We start from the raw sequence: 16,823 nt of genomic DNA on the forward strand, positions 1-16,823 counted from the left end.
CCGCTTCCGTCTGCTAGGCCAGCATCCGCGCCATGGCGCGCTCGGCCAGAGCGGCGATGGTGCGCGAGGGATTGAGCCCCAGCGCGCGCGGCACGATGGCACCGTCGAGCACGTACAGTCGCGGATAGCCGAACACCTCCCCGGCATGGTCGACCACCCCGTCCCAGCGATTCTCTCCCATGGGACAACCGCCCAGTGGGTGCGGGGTGATCAAATAGTCCAGCAGGCGCCAGCTCGGTGGCTCGATGGCGACGCCTCCGGTGGCCGCGCTCAGGCGCTTGTGGCGTTCGCACAGCGCCTGCACCGTGGCTCGCGACGCGGCCACCCGATAGTCCAGGCTCAACGACGGCTCTCGCTCCAGCCAACGCCGCGTCAGCCTGAGCACCCCGTCGGCGGTGTCCATGCCCTGGCCGAACCAGGGCATCAGGCAGCGATCGGGGTCATTCTCCTTGAGCGCCTCGGCCAGCACCGCACGCCAGCCACCCCGCAACATGCTCGCGGTGGCGGAGCGCGACAGCAATTGCGTCAAGGCGTGGGCGATCAAGTCAGGGTAGCCGCCGTCCTCGACGAAGTAGCGCTCACCGCCGTCGCTGCCGTCGAGATAGTCGATGGCGGCGCTGATGGTCGGCCCGCGACAGGCATCGATGCGTCTGTTCGGGTAGATCGCGGGGGTCAGGAAATCGCCATTGGCGCACCAGTGATGGCCGAGCAGCGGCGACAGTTCCGGCAGGGTGCGGTACTGGTCCCTGGCCCGCAGCAACAGCTCGGTGGACCCCAGCGAGCCAGCGGCAAGGATCACTCGCTCGGCGCGCTCGTGACGGATCGTCGGCGCGCCTTCCAGATGCTGAAAGGTCACCCGGTAGCCCCCGGATTCCGGCACCAGCGATCGCACCATGCTCAATGGACGGACCTGTGCCCCCAGCTGCTCCGCCCGGGCCAGGTAATTCAGGTCAAGGGTATTGCGGGCCCCAACCGGGCAGCCGATATCGCAATAGCCGCAGTGGATGCAGGTCCCCTGTTCCTTGCCGTGGACATTGAGGGCCTGCCGACTGTGTCGACGGTGGTGAGGCTCACTTAGCTGATAGTTCCAGTCGGGGTCGAAGCGCACCGCCAGCGGCAAGGGGCGAAAGCGATCGCCGTCACCGCTGCGCACGGCGGCCTCCTGGACCAGTCGATAGCGCTCGCTGACCTGGCCCGCGGGGACCTCGGCCACCTCCAGCATCTGGCCTACCCGGTCCTGGTAGGGGACGAGCTCATCGAAGTCGATCGCCTCCGGCCAGCCACTGTCGAAGGCGAAGCGCTCAGCCGGCACCGAGACATTGGCGTAGACCAGCGAACCACCACCCACGCCAGCGCCCTGTGCCACCGCCATGCGCGAAAAGAAGCGCAGGTCGAGCCAGCCATGACGCTCCCGAGGGGCGTCCACATCGAAACACCAGTCATCATCCGGCCCCCGGGGAAAGTCCTCGCGCTCCCAGCGTCTTCCGCGCTCAAGCACCAGCACCTTGAGCCCAGCCTCGGCGAGCCGGCAGGCCGCCACGGCCCCACCAAACCCTGACCCCACCACGATGGCGTCATAGTTCATGCCTCGGGCTCCCGGCGAATGACCCAGGGCGCATAGAGGTGCCACAGTTCACCAAAGAAGAAGCGACCGAAATCCGCCACCGTGCGCAGATCCCCTTGGCCCGTCGGCGTCATGGTCTTGAGCATGGCCATCAACTCGGCCACGCCCAGGTGCAGGATGCCCGCCCCGAGAATGTCGGCCGTGGCGCTCTCGCCCTCATGCAGAGTGGTATAGAGGGTGGTGGTATCACGCCAGAGATCAGGCCCCGGATCGTCGTTGACCCGCTTCACCCCGTGCAGGAACAATCGCCGCTCATCCAGTTCCAGAACCGCGTCGTAGACCATCTGACGCCCCGCCCCGGGGCCCTGGGAAAACAACTGAAAGTCGCCCTCGAGAATCACCAGCCCAAGGCCCAGCGGGGCAAAATCGACGACACCACCCAGCCTGCCGTGGTGGCGGTCGTCGGCCAGGAAGGCGCCCATGTCATCGATCTGGACCTTGGCATGGAGGGCCAGTTCGGTGCCTTCTGCATGCCCCAGCCGTTCACCACGCTCGGGCGCCTGGCTTCCGAGCGAAAAATGGCCTCGCATGGTTTCCTCGAACAGCAATCCCGCCAGCATGGGGTTAGTCGTATTCACCGCCATTTCTCCAGGAAAGGACCTGCTCCTGCGCCTGTCGTCCGGGCCGCCCGCCCTTTGGCGACCGGCCCGTCAGCACTCTTCCGACGAGCACTCTTCCGACGAGCGCTCTCCAGCCCAGCGCCCTTCAGCCCCGCTTTCGACATTGCCGCTACCGGCCATATCGCTCGCTACCAGGGCACCAGCGCCAGATCGTTATAGGGCACCACGGAGCCATCGGGGTCCGTCACCCTGACTTCATCGCCGTAGCGATCGATCACCTTGACCCGCAGACGGTGGTGAGCGCGGTCCAGCTCCAGGCGACAGAAGTTTTCCTGCTGATAGAAGCCAAAGGCCCGGTAGTGCAGCGTCACGTCACCATCAAACAGCGGAAAGCCATCCACCTGACCGGGCAGACGGGAGTCGTGAACAAAGCCGTTGGGGTCCCCGTCGGCCCAGAAGAACGGCCAGTACAGCGCCGAGGAGGTGACGTCATACAGCCGTCGCGGCTCGCCACCGCCCCCTTCCACCACCATCTCGGCGATATTGGCGCAGTGCACGTCGCCGCTGAGGAAGATCACGTTGTCGATGCCGGCCTCGACGATATGTTCGACCAGCGCCTTGCGGGTGGCCGGAAACCCCGACCAGCTATCGCTTTCGGCACGCCGGGAGAGGTTGGTCCGCACCAGATCCGTCGGCGCCTGGGCGTCATGGCCATCCAGGGCCGGATCGAGCCTTTCATCCAGCGGACTGGGCGCGAAAACTGTCGAGGTAACGACAAACTTGGGCATCGCGCCGCACCTGGCCTGCTGGTCGCTCAGCCACGTGAGCAGCACGTCCAGCTGGGAAGGATGCTGGGGGTCGATGCTGGGCCGTCCCAGCAGATGGTTGTCCATCACCCGGTTCTCGCGACCGTAGGTACGATGGGTACGGGTGTCACAGACGAAGAAGGGATAGCCGCCGCAGTCGAAGTGATAGTGCAGATGACGCCCGAAGCTGCGCGGGCAGTGTGACCACTGGTAGCTCATGTAGGCGCCAATGGCGACATTGAACAGCTCGCGCTTGGCGGCGAGGCGGTCACGATGCCAGTTGTCCTCGATCTCGTGGTCATCGAGGATCATGTACACCGGTGCCTGGCGCAGGAAGTGGCGCATCTGCGGGGAACCAAAGGCCTGGCGATAGCGGTCCTGAAACTCGGCGAAGGTCTCGGCGCGACCGATCGGCACGAAGCGACTGTACTGATCGGCGTAGATCTGATCGCCCACCAGCAGGCTGAAGCGCGCCGCCGGCCGACTGCCTCGACGCCTCAAGTGACTGGCCATGGGGCCGAAGATGCGATCGGCTTCCTTGGTCTTCCACAGGGTACCGGGATAGCGACAGGACCCCAGCAGAAAGGCCAGTCGTGGCTCCACTGCGGCGGCGAAGGTGGTGAATTCGGCCTCGCAGTGCTCGCCATCTAGGTCGGCGAGCAGCGACGCCATGCCGTTAACGTCGGGCAGCCTGGCGGCGATCTGGGCGTCACTCAGGCTTTCCACGTCGGGCGTCGTGTCATCCAGGGTGAGGGTCGCGACACGCACCTTGTAGCGGGTATCGGGCGTCAACGGCACCACCCCATCGGGTTGGCCCAGCGGCGCCACGCCATCGATCGCTCCCAGACCTTCCTCGGCCCCCAGCTCGAAGGTCCCGGTACGATCAAACTCCCGGTGCAGACGAAAATAGAAGGCGTGGGGACGTGACGGATCACCGTCGATCAGGCGGGGCAAGCCATTGTCCTCGACCACCGCCAGCAGGCCCACGGTGCGCAAGGACGCGGTCAGGTCGACGCCATCATCATTGGGAGCGATACCGCGAACCCACAGCCGACAGCTGTGAGCCGTGGTGTGCCCCACGATAGGCCCGATATCGGGCGCGCGAAGTCCCGACATGTGCCCTCCTCCGTCGCAGCGGCGCGTGCGAGGCAGACCGGTTGCCCGCCTGTCCCGTTAAGCGTAGTTCGACTTTGCTGAAGCGGCGACCTGGGCTCTGGTAACCTGTCACTTGCCAGCGTGGTCCTGCCAGTCGCTGATGCTCGCCGATTCTCTTCAATGCCAGCCCAGGAAGCCTCCATGACAGCGACGTCGGATAGCGCCCAGGACGTACTCTCGGTCAGCGACCTCAATCGACGCGCGCGCGCTACGCTGGAAGCCGATCTCGGCGAACAGTGGATCGAAGGCGAGCTGTCGGGGGTCTCGCGCCCGGCCTCGGGGCACGTCTACTTCACCCTCAAGGATGAACGCGCCCAGGTGAAGGCGGTGCTGTTTCGCACGCGTGGACGCTTTGTGTCGACGCCCATGCGTGACGGTGATCTGGTGCGGGTGCGCGCCCGAGTCTCGCTGTTCGAGCCCAGGGGCGACTACCAGTTGATCGTCGAGGCGGTGCAGGCCGCCGGAGCCGGCGCCCTGCTCGCCGCCCTGGCGGCGCTCAAGCAACGCCTGGGCGACCAGGGGGTCTTCACCAACGCTCGCTCGCTGGCCTTTCCCCCGCGACATCTGCTGGTGCTGACCTCCGCCAGCGGCGCCGCCCTGCGCGACGTGCTGGCGGTACTCCGGGCACGCTGGCCGCTGGTCACGGTGACCCTGATACCGGTACCGGTCCAGGGGGCCGAGGCGGCGCCCGCGATCATCGCCGCCCTGGGCCTGCTCAATCGCCAGGCGACGCTGGACCAGGACCGGGACGTGGTGCTGATCACCCGTGGCGGCGGCAGTCTCGAGGATCTGTGGGCCTTCAACGATGAACACCTGGCCCGAGCGATCCACCACTCGCGCCTGCCGGTGATGTCTGCGGTGGGCCACGAGACCGACCAGAGCCTGTCGGATCTGGCCGCCGACGCCAGCGCACCGACGCCCTCCGCCGCCGCCGAACGTCTGGTGCCCTCGCGCCAGGAACTGACGGCCCGGCTAACCCAGGCAGACAACCGTCTGAAGGGTGCACAAGCACGCCTGTTGCAGCGGGAAGGCCAGCGGCTGGATCACCTGCGCTCGCGCCTGCGTCACCCCGGCGAGGCGATCGCACGTCAGCGCGATAGTCTTGGCCAGCTGAAGGAACGCCTCGGACGCGCCATCAGCGGTCGAGTGGTCGCCGAGCGGCGCCGCCAGACAGACCTGGCTCACCGTCTATCGCTGCGCTCGCCCGGACTCACCCTGGACGAGAATCGGCGCCAACTGAGCCGCTTGAGACGCCGTCTCGACGGCGCCCAGCGGCTATCGCTGGTCCATCGGCGCGAGCGCCTGGCAGCCGCCGCCCGGGAGTTGCAGGCGGTCAGTCCGCTGGCCGTACTGGGCCGTGGCTACGCCATCCTCACCGCCAGCGACGGCCAGGCGGTGCGCCGCGCCGATCAGACCGCGCCCGGCCAGCGACTGCACGCTCGCCTCGCCGATGGCGAGCTGGACGTCGAGGTGATCGAGACATGGCCGGCAGCCGAGCAGGCCCCGGACAACCGATCCGACGACGAGGCCTAGGGCTTGTCTGAAAAGTGCCTGCGCTCGGTAATACAGCGTTAAAAATCGGATCAAAATGCTCATTTACACCCCGTAAACTGCGCTTTCTCACCGATTTTTGCCTTGTCTAACCTTCGCTCGTCGACTTTTCGGACAGCGCCTAGGTTGTCGGTATCTTGCCGGCGGTATCTTGCCGGCGGCACCTTGGCGACGAACCGCCGCCGGCTGAATCAGCCGGATGGGGCCGGAGCGGGGATCTTCGGGGGCTCGGCCCATCGCACCGAGCCTGCCCATCGGGCTAGCGAGAAGGGCTTGCCACCCCCGGCTTGAACGAGGCGGGTTCCAGCTCGTGGCGGGACAATAGCTTGTAGAAGTCGGTGCGGTTACGTCCGGCGATGCGCGCCGCCTGGGTCACGTTGCCCTCGGTGATCTTCAGCACCTTGACCAGGTAGCTACGCTCGAATCCTGCGCGAGCGTCGTTGAAGGTCGGCATGGCGTTGTCTTCCGCCGCCAGCGCCTGGGCCACCAGGGCTTCCGGGATCATCGGCGCACTGGACAGTGCCACGCACTGCTCGACCACGTTGACCAGTTGACGCACATTGCCGGGCCAGGCACAGGTTGCCAGCAGATTGAGCGCCTCCGGCGAGAACCCCTTGACGAAGGGCTTGTGGCGCGACGCCGCCTGGGCCACCAGATGCTTGACCAGAAGCGGCACATCCTCGGCGCGATCCTTGAGCGCCGGCAGCTTCAGGTTGACCACGTTGAGGCGATAGTAGAGATCCTCACGGAACTCGCCTTCATGCATGGCCTGATCCAGATCGCGATGGGTCGCCGACAGCACCCGCACGTCCACCGGCACCGACGTGGTGGAGCCCACCGGGCGCACCTGTCGCTCCTGCAACACCCGCAGCAGCTTGACCTGGATCGCCAGAGGCATGTCGCCGATCTCGTCCAGGAACAGGGTGCCACCGTCGGCCGCCTGGAACAGCCCGCCGTGTTCGCTGATGGCCCCGGTGAAGGCGCCCTTGGCATGGCCAAACAGCTCGCTTTCCAGCAACTGCTCCGGCAGCGCGCCGCAGTTGATCGCGATAAAGGGCTTGTCGGCGCGGGCGCTGGCCTTGTGGATGGCATTGGCCAGCAGCTCCTTGCCGGAGCCCGATGGTCCAGTGACCAGCACGCTGACATCGGACCCCGCCACCATCCGCGCCTGCTCGAGAATACGCTCCATTTCAGGGCTGCGGGTGATGATCTCGTCGCGCCAGCTGTCGTCACCTTCGCCGCTGCTGGCGGTATTGGACAGAGCATCGTCGATGGCACCGAACAGCTCTTCGCGGTCCACCGGTTTTGTCAGAAAGCTGAACACGCCCTGGCGAGTGGCGCTGACCGCATCCGGAATCGAGCCATGGGCGGTCAGGATGATCACCGGCAGGCCGGGCATGCGCCGCTGGATATCCTGGAACAGCGCCATGCCGTCCATTTCATCCATGCGCAGGTCAGACAGCACCAGATCCGGCCGCCCTTCTTCCAGCCGTTTGAGCGCCTCGCGACCGCTCTCGGCGGTGGTCACCCGATAGCCGCGGCTTTCCAGGCGCATGCCCAGAAGCTTCAGCAGGCTGACATCATCGTCTACCAGCAGTACATGGGCCGATGTCCTGGCGTTCGCGGTCGCTGCGACTTGCTTCATATCACCGTCTCCACAATTTCACTCCATCCGCTGTTGCTGGTTGGTGCTCTGCTCTCATTCCGCCTGCTGTCGCAGATTGATGTTCTGCTCGATGGCGGTCATCGCATCGAGCTTGTCTGCCAGTTCCTTGTTTTCCTGGCGTAGCCGAGCCACCTCGCCATGATGGCGACCGGCGCGGTCATCCAAGGCGCGCCGCCCTTCGAGTTCGTTGAGCCAGTAGCGCAGCAGGGGCTGGAGTTCAACGGGCGCCAGGCTCAGGTCCGCCTTGTAAAGCTCCGACGCCTGGTCCCACTGGGCTTCGCTGCCCCAGCTCAAGGCCACGGCGCGCCCCAGGCGTTGCTCGGGCGCATGACCTTCCAGCCGCGCCAGCATGGCGTCACGCCACTGGCGATCGCCACGCTGGGAGGCCAGACCGAAGGCGATCCAGTCGGTCAACATGCAAGAAGACTCGGCAAAGGTCGGCACCTCTGCATGGCAGGTGGTCAGATCAAGCGCTTCGACCGCCGGTGTTTCGTCACCGACTGACTCGATAGGCAGCATTTCACAACCGCTGATCACCAGCATCAGACTGACAACAGCGGCAGGGCCGACGACTCGGGTAAGCGAGCGTCGAGGTGTCAGGGTCACACCCCTTGAGTTCATAGCGTCAGATTCCTTGCGTCCTGACCCGTCAATGCGGGCCTTGTATCGTTATGTAGGCCGTAATGTCGGCCATCTTCCGGTGGTGCTGCCGGCAGCGTCAGTCGAAAGCACACCGGCCACTCGGGATCATCGATCAGCTCGAGCCGGCCGTGCTGCAGACGAGCGCAGTCAGCCGCCACGGAGAGTCCGATGCCGGAGCCCTTGAGCGCACCCTTGCGTCGTGCTCGTCCCTGGTAGAAGGCCTCGAAAAGGTGGTCGCGATCCTGCTCGGCGATCGGCTCGCCGGTGTTGGCTACCTCGAGCTCGAGCCTGTCGTGGCGTGCACGGGCGCGAATCAGCAGCTTGCCACCATCCTCACCATAGGCCACGGCGTTGGACACCAGATTATCGAGCAATCGGGCGGTGGCCTGATGATCGGCACGCCACTGCAGCGGGCCCGAGAACACTTCGACCGACATTTCCTTGGACTGCAGGCTCAATCGATGCTTGGCCAGCACCTCGCGTGCCACCGTGGCCATGTCGAGGCGCTCGATGGCCGCACTGCGGTGGTGCTGCAACAGATTATAGTCGAGCAGTTGCTCGATCAGGCGCTGCAGTTCGGCGCCGCTGGCGTCGATCAGGTCCAGCACTTCACGCTGACGCGGGCTCAACTCACCGGCCACGCCATCGGACAAAAGCGCCGATCCCTCACGAACGCTGGCCAGCGGTGTCTTCAGTTCATGGGACATATGGCGCAGGAACTGCTGTTTCTGGGCTTCGAGCTCTTCGAGGCGATGGGTCAACCAGTCGAGCCTCTCGCCCAGCGCTACCAGCTCTGCAGGACCCTGAACGTGGCGCTGCTGGCTGTCCTGATAGCCACTGCCGATGCCGAGGATGCGCCGCTCGAGCTGACGCACCGGGCGTATGATCAAGCGGGTGAACAACAGCATCAGCATCAGACTCGCCGAGACCAGCGCCCCGGTCTGCCACCACAGGCGTTGCTGAACTTGTCGAGCCCGTTCACGGATGGCGTCCAGGCGCAGATCGATGCGCCTGTTGGTGGCCTGGCGCATACCCTCGACGTGTCGGGAAAAAGCTACAAAGTCGTCGAGCGAAGCCGCGTAGGCCTCCGGCGGCTGTTGCGGCAGGGTCGCGAGTTCGTCGAGCAGGCGTTCCAGCGCCTGGATGTCGGGGTCATCGGGCAGCAGCAGGCGCTGGCGCGCCAGCAACTCGCGGAACTCGGCCAGACGATCGGCATAGATGTCGAGCAGGCTTTCTTCCTGGATCACCGCGTACTGGCGCGCACCACGCTCCATTTCCACCGCCAGCGACCCCAGGGTGCGTGCCCGACGTGTCTCGGACACCGCCTGACGAGCGCTGACCTCGGCCAGCCGCGACAGCTCCGACAGCGCCTGACCAGCCTGGTACATCAGCACACCAAGCGGCAGCATGACCACCACGAAGGCCAGCAGCACCAGTTGCAACAACGAGCGGGGGCGCCAACGGCGCGTGGCAGCAGAGGTCATGACCAGAGTTCTGTGAAGGAAGGTGAATGAAGCGTCCATCAATCCATCCAGAAGAATACCAGAATTGGCCCATTACCCCCGCGTCAAACGCTCAGCCGACTTCGCAAAAAACCGTATGAAAAAAAAGGGGCCGGCTAGGCCGGCCCGAATACGCAGGGAACTGAAGGGTCGAAAACAGATCAATCGATGGCCTGGTCCGCCCATTGAACGGTTTTCGGGTGGCCCAAAGGGCCCGAAGCCAAGGTGGGATCGTCGTTACCAGGAACCTGATCTCACCTCTTGGATGGTCTCCCATCCTGCCTCGTTCTGGCTCCGTCGCCTGGGCGGCGGAGCGAAAGACTCCCCCGAAGGGGTCGGCTTCCTTGCCAGAGCATCCTTGCTCTTCACGACACCTCTCCATGCCTGATCGGCCGGTGCCGTCTCATCGCAACCTTGTGTCGCACATCACGCGGAGCAGGCGCTGGGTTCGTCGGAGTCGCACAGGGCAGTGATTTCTCCGCCGATCCCGGAAGGACAACGACACTTGATCGCCACCTTCCCTGCTCGCCAAGACTATTGCGATCACCGTGCCAAAAACAAAGCAACTTATTTATTATCAATAACTTAAAATTATCAAAAATCGCCAACCACAGACATCTTGAACGTCATGGCCGACTTTCGAGGTCTGATCCCTGAACAAACGTCGCCAAATCCAGACGCAAAACGAGCCAAAATCAAAATATCCTTACTTAACAAACCATTACGGCGTCTCCAAATGGAGACGCCGTAATGGTTGGCCGAAACGTCGACGAGCACCTTCCCTGGTACGCCCTACAAGGCCTTGCTCATTACCTTCGACTTCCGCGCATGATTGTAGGCGTCGCGTCGCAGCGGTGGCAGTTCATCGAGCGCCGAGGGGACAAAGCCGTGCTCAAGAAACCAGTGGGCGGTGTGGGTGGTCAGGGCAAACAGACGATCGATGCCCTGGCGCCGGGCCTGACGCTCGATCTCTGCCAGCAGGCGTTCACCACGGGCCCCGCTACGATAGTCCGGGTGCACCGCCACGCAGGCCAGCTCACCGACGTTGGCGTCGTCGAAACGGTGCAGGGCGGCGCAACCGATGACCATGCCATCACGCTCGATCACCAGGTAGTCGTCGATCTCGTGCTCGAGCCGTTCGCGGGATCTCGGGACCAGCATGCCGCGCTTCTCCAGCGGATCCAGCAGTTCCAGTAGCCCGCCGATATCCTCCACGCCCGCCGCTCGAAGCTGTTCGTAGCGATGCTGGGTGATCATGGTGCCGACGCCGTCACGGGTGAAGAGTTCGCCCAGCAGAGCGTCGGCGTCTCGCCAGGACAACAGGTGGGTGCGTGCGACGCCATGGGACGCCGCCTCGCAGGCGGCTCCCAGGTGGCGTGCGCGCTCCTCACCGAGAGAGGCGTCGTCCAGCAGCGGCCGCGCCTCCGCCGGAGACAGCTGTCGCAACAACCGCCCGCTGTCATCGCGCAGACCGTCGGATTCCCCCAGCAGGATCAACTTGTCGGCCTTCAGCGCCACTGCCACTTGCTGGGCGACCTCTGCGGCGTCCAGGTCGAAGACCTCGCCCGTGCTGGAAAAGCCGAGCGGCGGCAGCAGCACCAGCGAGTGCTGCTCGAGCAGGGCTCTGACCGCCCCCGAGCGGACCCGGCGTACCTCGCCGGAACGCTGGAAGTCGACGCCGTCACGCACCCCCAGGGGCTTGGCCATGACCAGATTGCCGGACACCGTGGTCAACTCGATACCGTGCAGCGGCGTGTTGGGCAGCCCCAGTGACAGCCGCGCCTCGAGCCACAGGCGCTGCTCGGCGGCGACCCGCTCGACCCTGGCCATGATGGTTTCGTCGGCGACCCAGCGCCCCTGATGGCGCACCGGCGAGATACCCTCGGCCTCGAGCACGCTGTGTACCTGATGGCGAATGCCGAAGGCCACCACCAGCTTGACCCCCAGAGTGTGCAAGAGCGCCAGGTCCTGGATCAGCGACTCCCCTCGACCCGCCGCCATTGCCTCCCCTTCGACCAGCACGACGAAGGTGCGGCCACGGTGGGCGTTGATATAGGGCGAGGAATGGCGAAACCAGTCGACGAAGGAAAAGGACGTGTTCAAGGACCGGACCTGCTGCGGCGGACAAGGAGAAAGGTGGCTTCACTATATCAGAGCCTGCTATCGACCCACACCCGCGCCGCCTGTTACGCCCGGTTGCCACCTGCGCAGCTGCGGACGACAGACACGACAACGGCGCCCGAAGGCGCCGTCGTGGGGGGGGAGGAGTGAGCGACATGATCGCCAGGCGATCTCCTCGTTCCCGCATAGGGGGAAGCACCCCGCTGCCTAGTTGAAGAACCCTTGCCTAGTTGAAGATCCCCTTGAACATAAAGAAGAACATGATCGCAAGGCCCGCCCCTGCCGGCAGGGTGATCAGCCAGGACATCACGATGGTACCGATGACCCGCAAGTTGAGGGCGGCAAGACCGCGGGCCAGACCCACGCCCAGCACCGCACCCACCAGGGTGTGGGTGGTCGAGATCGGCAGGCCGGTTCCCGAGGCCAGCACCACGGTGGTGGCGGCGGCCAGGGTGGCGGCGAAGCCACGGCTCGGGGTCAGCTCGGTGATGCCGGTGCCGACGGTGGCGATGACCTTGTGACCATAGGTCACCAGGCCGACCACGATGCCACCACCGCCCAGCACCAGCACCCACCAGGGCACCGCCGAGGCGCCTTCGATGCTGCCATGCTCATGCACCACGCTGATGACCGCCGCCAGAGGGCCGACGGCATTGGCCACGTCGTTGGAACCGTGGGCGAAGGCCATGGCACAGGCGGTGAAGATCATCAGCACGCCGAACACCCGCTCGACACCCTCGAAACCGAAGGAGTCGGTCTTGCGCTGGCTACGGCCGATGCTGCGCTCGCGCCAGATACCCAGGCCCATCAGCGCCAGGCCAAAGAGCACCGCGATCAACAGACTCTCGAAGGGAGCAAGGTGCAGGCCCACGTGCTTGAGGCCCTTGGTCAGGGTCACCATGGCGACGATGAAACCCACCAGGAACACGTACATCGGCACATAGCGCTTGGCAGCGGCGAACGGGTCGTCGGCTTCGAACACCAGACGCTGCACCGACTTGAACAGCATGAAACCGATGGAGCCCGCGAGCAGCGGCGAGACGATCCAGCTGGCGGCGATCTGGCCCACCTTGCCCCAGCCCACCGCCTCGATGCCGAGCCCGGCCAGGGCAAAACCGACGATGGCACCGACGATGGAATGGGTGGTGGACACCGGCCAGCCCTTCATCGAAGCGATCAGCAGCCAGGTGCCGGCGGCCAGCAGCGAGGCCAGCATGCCGTAGACCAGGAACTGGGGGTCGTTTTCCAGAAGGGCCGGATTGATGATGCCCTTGCGGATGGTTTCGGTGACCTGGCCACCGGCCAGCCAGGCACCGAGAAATTCAAAGATGACGGCGATGATGATCGCCTGCTTGATGGTGACCGCCCGTGAACCTACGGAGGTACCCATGGCGTTGGCCACGTCATTGGCACCGACGCCCCAGGCCATGAAGAAACCGAACGCGCAGGCCAGTAGGATGAAGATGTCACCGTGCTGGGCAATGATCGACATGGGAGAAGATCCCTTGATTGCTGACTGAGGAAAGTCTGAATGACGTCAGACCGCCCGCAGGCGGTCGGATGGAAAGACGGTCTTCAGTTCGCCGTCATGATCTGGAGTCGGCTGCCGACCCGCTCGGCGCGGTCCGACACTTCTCCGATCCATTCGATGATCTGATAGAGGAACATCACGTCTACCGGCGGCAGGTCCTTCTCGAGGGCGAACAGCTGGCGACGAATGGCGATCTGCTGCTCGTCGGCACGCTGCTCGAGATCATGCAGCCCACGGATCAATTTCTGCATCAGCTCGGTGACATTGCGTCCGAAGCCGGATTCGAGCAGGTCCTTGAGTTCCTCGAGGGCCTGACGCGCCTGGGCGACACAGTCGACGGCGGTGGCGATGTACTCGCGCATCGGGGTCGCCAGGGCGTCGGGTACCTGCATCTGGCGGCCGAGCATGATGCCGGTGATGTCGCGGGTCTTGTTGGCGATCTTGTCCTGAACGCTGACCAGGTCCAGCAGGTCCGAACGGGAAACCGGCAGGAACAGGGTGTTGGGCAGGTTCAGCCTCAGCTCGGTCTTCAGCGAGTCCGCCTCGTGTTCGAGCCGGGTAATCACTTCACGATGCGAGGCCGCCGCATCCCAGTCGCCCCTAAGGGTCGCCTCGAAGAAGGGCAGCAGCTCGGCAGAGCAGTCGTGCGCCTTTTCGATATGGGCCAGCAGCGGTTGAAAGGGGGAGCGGCCAAACATCGCCGAAAACGGATTTGATGTCACCATAGGGAGTCACGGACACTGGAGAAATGGCGGCGACAGTATAGTGACCCCAAACTGTCACGTCATGGAAAAAATACTGCCTCACTAACGTCACATTGATGTGATTCACCCTCCATTATCCCTGCCAGGACGCTCCGCATGAGCCATGAAGTCGAACTCAAACTCGCCCTGGGGCCGGATGGCCCGGATGCGCTACGACGCCACCCCCGCCTCGCCGGAGAGGCTTCCCGCCGTCAGACGCTGGTCAATACCTACTACGACACCCCTGAGGGAGATCTCAAAGAGGCCCGCGTCGCCCTGCGTCTGCGGCGTATCGGCGACGAGTGGCGCCAGACCCTGAAGACCAGCGGCCAGGGCGGTGGTGGCCTGTCCACCCGGGGAGAATGGGAATGGAAGGTGGCCGGCGACACCCTCGACCTGGACGGTCTCAAGGGGCTCGAGCCGATCCAGGCATTGGACGAGACCCTGCTGACCCGCCTCGCCCCCTGCTTTACCACCGACTTTCAGCGGGAGGTGTGGCTTTTGCAAAGCGATGGTGGCGAGGTTGAAATCGCCCTCGACGAGGGCGAGATTCGCGTGGGGGAGCTAAGCGTTACCATCCGCGAGGTCGAGCTCGAGCTCAAGCGGGGAGACGCCAGACAGCTACTGGAGCTGGCCGATGGCTTCGCCGAGAGCGTGCCGCTGCGCCCATCGGACACCAGCAAGGCGGCTCGCGGGACGGCACTGGCGGAGGGCTGGCGGCTGCCGTCCGGCGACAGCCCCTCGACCCTGCTGCATCGCCTGGTGGTCGCCCTCGACGCCTACGCCGACACCCAGGACAGCGGCTGGATGGTCACCGCCCGGGAGACGCTAGAGCGGCTTGCACAGTGCTCGTCGGCGCCCGGTGTCGGTGAGGAAGTCAAGCACCTGCAAGGCTGTCTCGAGGACGCCGAGCACCGTCCCGACTGGCTCAGTGCCGAGGTCGGCGCCGGCCTGTTGAGACTCGGTCGCCGGCTACCCGACAACGTCGAGATGGAGTAACGTCAATAGCGAGCAACGCCGACGATGGCCCCATTTCCTGTAGGCGATAGCCCAATCCCTGCAGGAGAATGCCCCGAGACCACAAGGACATGCCCGTGATCAACGGCTACAAGCCGGCCGCCGAAGGCCTCAAGACGCGCATCTTTCAGATCATCTTCGAGTCGGATACCCGGCTGGCCAAGGGCTTCGACATCGCCTTGATCACCGCCATCCTGGCCAGCGTGCTGGTGGTGGTGCTGGAGAGCGTCGATAGCCTGCGCATGCAGCACGGCGAGCTGTTCCGGGCCATCGAATGGACCTTCACCATCCTCTTTACCATCGAGCTGGTCCTCAGGCTCTACTGCCTCGAGCGGCCACTCAATTATCTGAAGAGCTTCTACGGCACCGTCGACCTGATCGCCATCCTGCCGAGCTGGCTGGCGCTGCTGATCCCCGGGGCCCAGTCGCTGATCGTCATCCGCCTGCTGCGCAGCCTGCGCATCTTCCGGATACTGAGACTGATGGAATTCGTCGGTGAAGGACGCCTGTTGATCGACGCGCTGAAGCGCAGCGGCCACCAGATCTTCCTGTTCCTGTTCACGGTGTTCATGCTGGTGACCATCTTCGCCTCGATGATGTATCTGATCGAGCCGAGGGAGGCCGGTTTCACCAGCATTCCGGTAGCCATCTACTGGGCGGTGGTGACCCTGACCACGGTGGGCTACGGCGATATCTCGCCGGTGACGCCGCTTGGCCAGGCCATCAGCGTGGTGGTCATGTTGATCGGCTACTCGATCATCGCGGTCCCCACCGGGGTCTTCTCCGCCGAGGTAATCCGCTCGATTCGTGCCGATCGCTACTCCGACGAAGCCTGCCCAGGCTGCGGCCACGACCGCCACGAGCAGCGTGCCAAGTACTGCCTGATCTGTGGCACCTGGCTCGACGAGGACACCCCCGACCCCAACGCGCCGAAGGAAGAACCAGAAGAGGAACCGGAGGACGACGGCGGTGAGGAAGAAAAGGCCAAGCGCGAAGATGACGATGATGGCGACGATGGCGTCAGCAATCCCGACCGCAGCGGCCCCTCTGTCTAAGGCCCTGGCCGCAACGGGCCCTCTGTCCAAGGCCATGGGCGCAGCGGGCCCCTGTCCAAGCGGGGGTTCAGCAGAGCGAGCCAGGAACGGGACCCCATCATCGTGGCGGTATTCGCCAGTCGCCTTGCTGACAATGCGCCGCATGCTTTCGCTGATTTGCGTCGAGCGCTACTCCTGGAAGGGTGAGATATCGCCGCGCCCTTCGCGCACGATGACCGGCGGCATGTCGCGCAGATCGATCACGCTGGTCGGCTCCAGCTGACAGGCGCCACCGTCGATCACCAGATCCAGGTGCGCACCGAAGCGATCGCGAATCTCTTCGGGGTCGGTCATCGGCAACGCCTCCCCTACCGGAATCAGGGTCACGCTCATCAGCGGCTCGCCCAGGCGTTCAAGCAGGGCACGCGAGATCTCGTGGTCCGGCACCCGAACGCCGATGGAGCGGCGCTTGGGATGCAGCAGCAGCCGGGGCACCTCGGTGGTGGCGTGCAGGATAAAGGTGTAGGCGCCTGGGGTGTGGGCCTTGAGCAGGCGGAAGACGGCGTTGTCCACCTTGGCGTAGGTGCCGATCTCCGACAGGTCCGAGCACACCAGGGTGAAGTTGTGCTTGTCGTCCAGCGACCTGAGCCACTTGATCTTCTCGATGGCCTTCTTGTCCCCCAGGTGGCAGCCCAGGGCGTAGCCCGAGTCGGTCGGATAGGCCACCACTCCGCCCTTGTGGATGATCTCGACCGCGCGGTCGATCAGGCGCTTCTGGGGGTTGTCGGGGTGAATCTGAAAGTACTGGGTCATGTTGCCTCCCTGGCGAACAAACGGGCAAAAGAAGTTGGCGAAGAAAGCACGAGGCGCA

The 16,823-nt window shown here is 64.6% G+C and carries 13 protein-coding genes; 3 read left to right on the top strand and 10 right to left on the bottom strand.

Going from position 1 to position 16,823, the window contains the following annotated elements; translation table 11 throughout:
- Positions 1-13: 13 nt before the first annotated feature.
- The 3 genes from NFG57_RS16680 to NFG57_RS16690 all read right to left on the bottom strand — a co-directional run bounded on the left by NFG57_RS16680 (position 14) and on the right by NFG57_RS16690 (position 4,106).
- Entirely contained in the window at positions 14-1,585 is a 1,572-nt protein-coding gene (locus NFG57_RS16680) for a GMC family oxidoreductase (protein ID WP_348814811.1), read from the bottom strand.
- The gene (locus NFG57_RS16685; protein ID WP_146164648.1) at positions 1,582-2,202 is read right to left on the bottom strand and encodes a hypothetical protein; all 621 of its coding nucleotides are present in this window, start codon (positions 2,200-2,202) and stop codon (positions 1,582-1,584) included. Before NFG57_RS16685 ends, NFG57_RS16680 begins: the two co-directional genes overlap by 4 nt.
- 170 nt (positions 2,203-2,372) lie before the next feature.
- Positions 2,373-4,106, bottom strand: a complete 1,734-nt coding sequence (locus NFG57_RS16690) for an alkaline phosphatase D family protein (RefSeq protein ID WP_108449943.1) — start codon at positions 4,104-4,106, stop codon at positions 2,373-2,375.
- Between the two features lie 180 nt (positions 4,107-4,286).
- Between NFG57_RS16690 and xseA the strand changes: the two genes are divergently transcribed.
- Complete coding sequence (gene xseA / locus NFG57_RS16695; RefSeq protein WP_348814812.1) at positions 4,287-5,678, top strand: exodeoxyribonuclease VII large subunit; 1,392 nt, start codon at positions 4,287-4,289, stop codon at positions 5,676-5,678.
- Between the two features lie 277 nt (positions 5,679-5,955).
- Here xseA and glrR read toward each other — a convergent pair whose 3' ends face one another.
- From glrR to NFG57_RS16725, 6 genes are all read right to left on the bottom strand, one after another.
- Positions 5,956-7,341 (bottom strand): two-component system response regulator GlrR, encoded by a 1,386-nt coding sequence (glrR, locus tag NFG57_RS16700; RefSeq protein ID WP_045991097.1) that lies wholly within the window; start codon positions 7,339-7,341, stop codon positions 5,956-5,958.
- A 54-nt stretch (positions 7,342-7,395) separates the two neighbouring features.
- A complete protein-coding gene (locus NFG57_RS16705; RefSeq protein WP_231498601.1) occupies positions 7,396-7,983 on the bottom strand; it encodes a hypothetical protein in 588 nt (195 codons plus the stop codon).
- Positions 7,980-9,488, bottom strand: coding sequence for an ATP-binding protein (locus tag NFG57_RS16710; protein WP_222516037.1), 1,509 nt, complete (start codon positions 9,486-9,488; stop codon positions 7,980-7,982). Before NFG57_RS16710 ends, NFG57_RS16705 begins: the two co-directional genes overlap by 4 nt.
- A gap of 810 nt (positions 9,489-10,298) precedes the next feature.
- Positions 10,299-11,609, bottom strand: coding sequence for an amino-acid N-acetyltransferase (gene argA / locus NFG57_RS16715; RefSeq protein WP_213228518.1), 1,311 nt, complete (start codon positions 11,607-11,609; stop codon positions 10,299-10,301).
- A 244-nt stretch (positions 11,610-11,853) separates the two neighbouring features.
- On the bottom strand, positions 11,854-13,119 hold the full coding sequence (locus NFG57_RS16720; protein ID WP_045991099.1) for an inorganic phosphate transporter: 1,266 nt from the start codon (positions 13,117-13,119) through the stop codon (positions 11,854-11,856).
- Between the two features lie 83 nt (positions 13,120-13,202).
- A complete protein-coding gene (locus tag NFG57_RS16725; protein ID WP_045991100.1) occupies positions 13,203-13,883 on the bottom strand; it encodes a TIGR00153 family protein in 681 nt (226 codons plus the stop codon).
- A 135-nt stretch (positions 13,884-14,018) separates the two neighbouring features.
- On the opposite strand from NFG57_RS16725, the gene NFG57_RS16730 reads away from it, so the two are divergent.
- Together NFG57_RS16730 and NFG57_RS16735 are read left to right on the top strand one after the other, a co-directional pair.
- A complete protein-coding gene (locus NFG57_RS16730) occupies positions 14,019-14,900 on the top strand; it encodes a CYTH domain-containing protein (protein ID WP_213228520.1) in 882 nt (293 codons plus the stop codon).
- 98 nt (positions 14,901-14,998) lie between these two features.
- Complete coding sequence (locus tag NFG57_RS16735; protein ID WP_348816199.1) at positions 14,999-15,973, top strand: ion transporter; 975 nt, start codon at positions 14,999-15,001, stop codon at positions 15,971-15,973.
- 168 nt (positions 15,974-16,141) lie between these two features.
- Here NFG57_RS16735 and NFG57_RS16740 read toward each other — a convergent pair whose 3' ends face one another.
- On the bottom strand, positions 16,142-16,765 hold the full coding sequence (locus NFG57_RS16740; RefSeq protein ID WP_045991103.1) for an L-threonylcarbamoyladenylate synthase: 624 nt from the start codon (positions 16,763-16,765) through the stop codon (positions 16,142-16,144).
- Positions 16,766-16,823 lie beyond the last annotated feature (58 nt).

This window comes from Halomonas sp. H10-59, assembly GCF_040070555.1.
Classification (GTDB): Bacteria; Pseudomonadota; Gammaproteobacteria; order Pseudomonadales; family Halomonadaceae; genus Halomonas; species Halomonas litopenaei.